Consider the following 244-nt stretch of genomic DNA (forward strand, 5'->3'; position numbering starts at 1 on the left):
GGTGCAAGCGTTCGACATGCTGGCGCGGTTGCCGGTATTGCCACTGCGACCAGACGACCAGATTGATATCGTCCCGGCGAATTATGTTGGCGGCGCGATCGTGAAGATTCACCAGATGGAGAAACCGACTTACGGGATCTATCATCTGTCGTCGGGGCGGGGGTCAGAAACCTACAAGGAACTGACGGACGCACTGGCGAAGCAGGGCGGATGGACGCGGCCGAGTTACCAGCCGTGGCTCGGC

The 244-nt window shown here is 60.2% G+C and carries 1 protein-coding gene; it reads left to right on the top strand.

From position 1 onward, the window contains the following. On the top strand, positions 1-244 hold a 244-nt coding region (locus tag RAD04_RS39070; protein ID WP_461628021.1), incomplete at both ends, for a hypothetical protein.

The sequence above is a fragment of the Bradyrhizobium sp. 25ACV genome, from assembly GCF_054863005.1.